Origin of the sequence: Streptomyces sp. NPDC005303, from assembly GCF_040607335.1 — a bacterium.
In the GTDB taxonomy this organism is placed as follows: domain Bacteria; phylum Actinomycetota; class Actinomycetes; order Streptomycetales; family Streptomycetaceae; genus Streptomyces.
In genome coordinates, this window is sequence record NZ_JBEXGM010000039.1 from 64,257 (window position 1) to 69,179 (window position 4,923).

Below are 4,923 nucleotides of genomic sequence, written 5' to 3' on the forward strand. Positions count from 1 at the left end.
ACCGAACGCGATGAAGACGATCTCGTCCCGGTCGGGAAAGCCCGCCCCCGAGTCCCCCGGACTACCCGACTGTCCGCCTCCGGCGTTACGTGAGCTCGACTCACCGGACGTCAACTCATTGAAATTCGGTGCCCAGTTGAAGCGCCCGCATGGTGTCGGCTACCTCGCGGTGCAGCCCCGAGGCGCTGTCGGCGAAGCGGTCGATGACCCGCTGCTGGACCTCGGCGTCCTTCTCCTGGCTCAGCTTGAACATGACGTCGGCCTTGGTCACGGTGAAATAGAGGCCGCAGACCGCGCCGACGATCTGCCGGTGGTACTCCAGCGAGGGGGCGAGCGACATGCCCCTCCCAAACCGGTCCTCCAGCGTCTGCCCGGTGGTGTGAACGATCGTCAGGGTCTCTTCGCTCCCGGCGAGTTCGACCGTGCCCTCCAGGTGCACCGCCACGTAGTTCCAGGTCGGCGCGACCATCGCAGCGGAGTAGAGGGCCGGGGTGACGTAGCCGTTCGGGCCGTGGAAGACCAGCTTGGCCGGGCCGCCGCCGTCAGCGGCTAGCTGCTTGAGGTGCGGGTTCGCCCGGGCGAGGTGCGACCACAGGCGCATGCCAAGAAGTGGTTGCCCGGAGCCGGCGCCTGGCGACACGATCACCGGAATGTGGGTGGCATGGGGCAGCGGGTCCCCGTTGCTGGTTAGCACCGCGAGCGGGTGGCGCTCGATGATTCGCAGGGGCCAGTCGTCCCCGTCCACCTGATACAGCTTCGGCGTGAACACGCGTACTCCTCGATGTGAGCCGGCCGCTGGGTCACCCAGACAGCGCTTTGACGAGCATGTCGCCGATCTCCCCAGCACGAACGGCGGAGAGGGACAGCAGAGTCTCAGAGAGCCCGTGGCTGTGCTCGCTGAACCCTTGGACGTAGACCCCACAGCGCACGCTCTCGTCGGTCACCACCCGGTGCTCCCGGTCGAGCCGCAACCGGCCCTGGTTGTCGAGCGCGCAGTGGGGCAGCAGTCCGTCGAGGAAGACCGCCGGGTCGATGCGGTTGTAGCCCGTCGCGCACACCAGCGCTTCGGCTTCAATGATGGTGCTGGTGTTGGAGGACAGCGATTCGACGTCGATCCGCAGGCCGTCCGGAGTTTCCGTCACTTCGCGGATCCGGGAGACATTGTGGAAATTAAGCCGGGGATTTCCGGCCACCCTTTCCAGATATGCCTGCCGGAACAACGACTGCAACAGATCTGCGTCCACCACCGAGTAGTTGGTGCCGGCGTGATAATCGATGAGGCGCTGGCGGACGTCGTCCGGTGCGGTGTAGAAGCGGTCCACTGCGTCAGGGTTGAACACCTGGTTGGCGAACGGGCTGTCATCGGCGACGCTGAACCCGTACCGGGCGTGCACCGAGTGCACCCGGGCCTGCGGGAAGCGGGTGTGCAGGTGGTCGATCGCCTCCGCCGCGCTCTGGCCCGAGCCCAGCACCACGAAGGAGCGTGGGTCCTGCTGGGCTATCCGCTCTACCTCCGGCAGGAACCGGGAGGTGTGCCAGACTCGTGCCGAGCTGGGCAGTTCGGCGGGCAGCCGCGGCTCACTCCCGGCGGCTATCACAAGGCTGCGGGCGCGCTGGACCTGCCGGGTGCCGTCGGCCGCGACGAAGACCACGTCGAGGAACTCGACGCCCTGCTCGCCGGTGACCGGCTCGACCGCCACCACCCGGGAGCCGTAGGAGACGAGATCCGCGAAGCTCTCCGCGACCCACTCCAGGTAGTCGTGGAACTCTACCCGCAGCGGGTAGAAGGACTTGGTGTTGATGAAGTCGGCCAGCCTGCCCTTGGCCTGCAGATAACACAGGAAGGAGTACGGACTCGTCGGATTCCGCATGGTCACCAGGTCCTTGAGGTGCGAGACCTGCATGGTTGCGCCCTCGATCAGCATGCCCCGGTGCCAGCCGAAGCGTGGCTGCGCCTCGAAGAAGCGCGCGGTGACCGGTACCTCGCTGGCGAACTCCGCAATGGCGGCCGCGACGGCCAGATTCGAGGGGCCGAAGCCGACTCCGGCCACGTCGACGATGTCGGTTCCGGCGACCACGCCGGAACGTTGCCGCTCAGTCACGGACTTCCCTGCTCTCTCCCTTTTGGGGATGGCTTTGTCTGGGTTGACGACCAGTCCGGTCGACCGATGATGGTGCTCAGGGCAGCACGCTGATGCGGCTCCTGATCACTCCAGGACACTAAGAGCTGCCCCACCGGCTGTGCAAGCAACAAGGGGAAATCGCCATCGCAGATAGGGAACTTGGCGTTGATGCCAGGGCATCGATGGGGTTCACTCTTGACGGCAAAACGTCACGCTCAATAACATCCGAAGCGTTCGAGGTGGGCGTAGCTGTTCCCCGAGTCGACAGCTCCGCAAGTGAGTTCGTTGCCGGCTATCCGAGCTCCATGTCACTGACTCCTCATCAAGGAGTGCCAACCGCACTAACAAGCGTAAGGGATCGCGCGAAGGGGTCCGCGGCCGCACCATGTTGGATTCATCGGGTATGACTGAGCCGGATCCCCGGCAGGGGTGGTGGAGTCTTGCGAGCCGGTTCACCGTCGTCGCGGCTGCCTCCCCAGCGGCGACCGGCGCCCGCAGCGAGGCCAGGTACCTCGACTACGCCGCCGAATCCACTGCCGCCATGCTGCGCGGACGCGGCATGCGCCGCGGCGACAGGGGCGGTGTCCTGCTGGAGCGCTCGCCGGGCTGGTCGTCCCCATGCTCGGCATCCCCGTCTCGGCAGCCTACGGTCCCACCGAGAACACCACCTTCACCCGCTCCCACCCCGTCCGCGAACCACTCAGCGACCGCGGTGCTCCGAGCGACGGCACCGGCATTGTCATCCTCGACGAACAGCGGGACCCGGCGGCACACCGGATGATGGTCGCCAGCGACTCGCCGATCCACGGTTACCTGCGCCGCCCCATCGCCCAGGCGCTCTCCGCCCACCATCCCGCCATCCGCCGCACCGTGCCACCCCGTCCTCACGGGACGACTCTGGCGGCCAGCGACTGGTCTCCGCCCACCACGAACTCTTCGACTACTTCGCCGAGGTGGCGGCTACGTGCACCCCGCCCAAGACCCTGATTCGGCCTGCTCCAGCAGCTCACCCTCGGGGACCGGACGATCCTGCTCGACTAGGTCTTTTGCATCTGCTACAACGTGGTGCTCGGCGCCAACATCACTGAACCAGGCGCTATCGCGACCATGGTGAACGCTTTCCTGGAGCACCCGGACCAGTACCGGCGGTCGCTCGACGGCGGGGCCTGCGGCGCCGAGGTCATCGAGCTGGTGGAGCGGTTCGCACCAGCCGGCCCGGCCGAGCACCTGGCCTCCAAACTCATTGCCGGGATGAAGCACCTCCCGATGACCGCCCGGCAGCTACCCAGTCCACCCGGGCGAGCTGGTTCGAGCGGACCTGAGCTGACTTGACCTGGTCGAGCCGACCTGGGCTGATCCACCCCGCACCGTGCTGGAACGAAAGGACCCCTGCCGTGATCGAGATGCGCAGTGACACCTTCACACTACCGACGGCCGAGATGCTCACCGCGATCACCGAGGCGGTGCTCGGCGACGACGTCTACGGCGAGGACCCGACGGTCAACGAGCTCGAACGCCGCACCGCCGAGCTGACCGGGAAGGAGGCCGCCTGCTTCTTCCCGAGCGGCACCATGGCCAACCTGGCCTCGATCATGGCCCACGCCCCGCGCGGCACCAAGGCTGTGGTGGGTAAAGAGAGCGACATCTGGCTGTACGAGGCGGGCGGCGCCGCGGTCTGCGGCGGGGTCGTCTACGAGCCGGTGCCCAATCAGCCTGACGGCACCATCGCGCTGGCCGACTTGGCCGCCGCCTTCCCGAAGGACCCGGACGACCCGCAGTTCGCGCTGCCCTCGCTGATCTGCCTGGAGAACACCCACAACCGCTGCGGCGGCATGGTGCTGCCGCTCGACTACCTGGCCGAGGTGCGCCGCTTCGCCGATGAGCGCGGCGTCGCGGTGCACCTGGACGGCGCCCGGGTCGTCAACGCGGCGATTGCCGCCGGCGTGGAGGTCGCGGAGATCACCGCGCACGTCGACTCGGTGCAGTTGTGCCTCTCCAAGGGCCTCGGCGCGCCAGCTGGCTCGGTGGCGGCCGGGAGCCGGGAGTTCGTCGAGAAGGTCCGTAGGCTGCGCAAGATGCTCGGCGGCGGGATGCGCCAGGTCGGGCTGCTGGCGGCCGCCGCCACAGTGGCGCTGGACACCCGGGCCCGGCTTGCCGAGGACCACGCCAACGCCCGGAGGCTGGCCGAGGGCCTGGCGCTGCTCCCTGGGGTGGAGCTGGACGTCAACACGGTCAAGACCAACATCGTGATCTTCAAGGTCACCGACGAGCGCTTTGGCTGGCGAAGCTTCGTCGCCTCGGTGGCTCAGCACGGGCTTGCGGTCAGCGAGTTCGGCCATGGCCGGATCCGCGCGGTGGTCCACAACGGGGTGAGCGCCGAGGACGTGACGGTGGCCGTCGGCATCGTGGCCCAGGTGCTCAAGGACGGCCCCGCTGTGGGCTGAGTCCGCGGCGAGTGAACGATGATGGCACCGCCCCGGCCGGGGCGGTGCCATCGGCCGTTGCGGGTGGGATTCAACCGGTGTGCGTGCGGGACGACTTCTTCGAGCTGGGCGGCCGCTCGTTGAGGCGGCCAGGATCGTGGACCGGATGGAGACCCTCACCGGGCTGCGACTGGGCGCCTATGCCCTCCACAAACGCCCCACGGTGAACGGTTCACGGTCTACCTGCAGGGGAGACATTCGAGGCCGGGGTGTCGTGATACCGGGGGCCGACGACCCGGGTGGGTCGTCATGACCGCCGGCATCACCGGCGCCCTCGGCGAGGCCGCCCCCGCCGCCGGTCAGGCCGCCCCCTTCGC

General features: G+C 67.9%; 4 protein-coding genes. 2 read left to right on the forward strand and 2 right to left on the reverse strand.

The window, feature by feature from the left end; translation table 11 throughout:
- Nucleotides 1–115: 115 nt before the first annotated feature.
- Both ABZT93_RS35295 and ABZT93_RS35300 read right to left on the reverse strand, forming a co-directional pair.
- The gene (locus ABZT93_RS35295) at nt 116–769 is read right to left on the reverse strand and encodes an FMN-binding negative transcriptional regulator (protein WP_356112364.1); all 654 of its coding nucleotides are present in this window, start codon (nt 767–769) and stop codon (nt 116–118) included.
- 31 nt (nt 770–800) lie between these two features.
- Nucleotides 801–2,102, reverse strand: a complete 1,302-nt coding sequence (locus ABZT93_RS35300) for a SidA/IucD/PvdA family monooxygenase (protein WP_356112366.1) — start codon at nt 2,100–2,102, stop codon at nt 801–803.
- Nucleotides 2,103–3,185: 1,083 nt separating this feature from the next.
- On the opposite strand from ABZT93_RS35300, the gene ABZT93_RS35305 reads away from it, so the two are divergent.
- Together ABZT93_RS35305 and ABZT93_RS35310 are read left to right on the forward strand one after the other, a co-directional pair.
- Nucleotides 3,186–3,455, forward strand: coding sequence for a hypothetical protein (locus ABZT93_RS35305; RefSeq protein WP_356112368.1), 270 nt, complete (start codon nt 3,186–3,188; stop codon nt 3,453–3,455).
- Nucleotides 3,456–3,526: 71 nt separating this feature from the next.
- Nucleotides 3,527–4,567: a GntG family PLP-dependent aldolase gene (locus ABZT93_RS35310; RefSeq protein ID WP_356112375.1), complete on the forward strand. Its 1,041-nt coding sequence runs from the start codon at nt 3,527–3,529 to the stop codon at nt 4,565–4,567.
- Nucleotides 4,568–4,923: the final 356 nt, after the last annotated feature.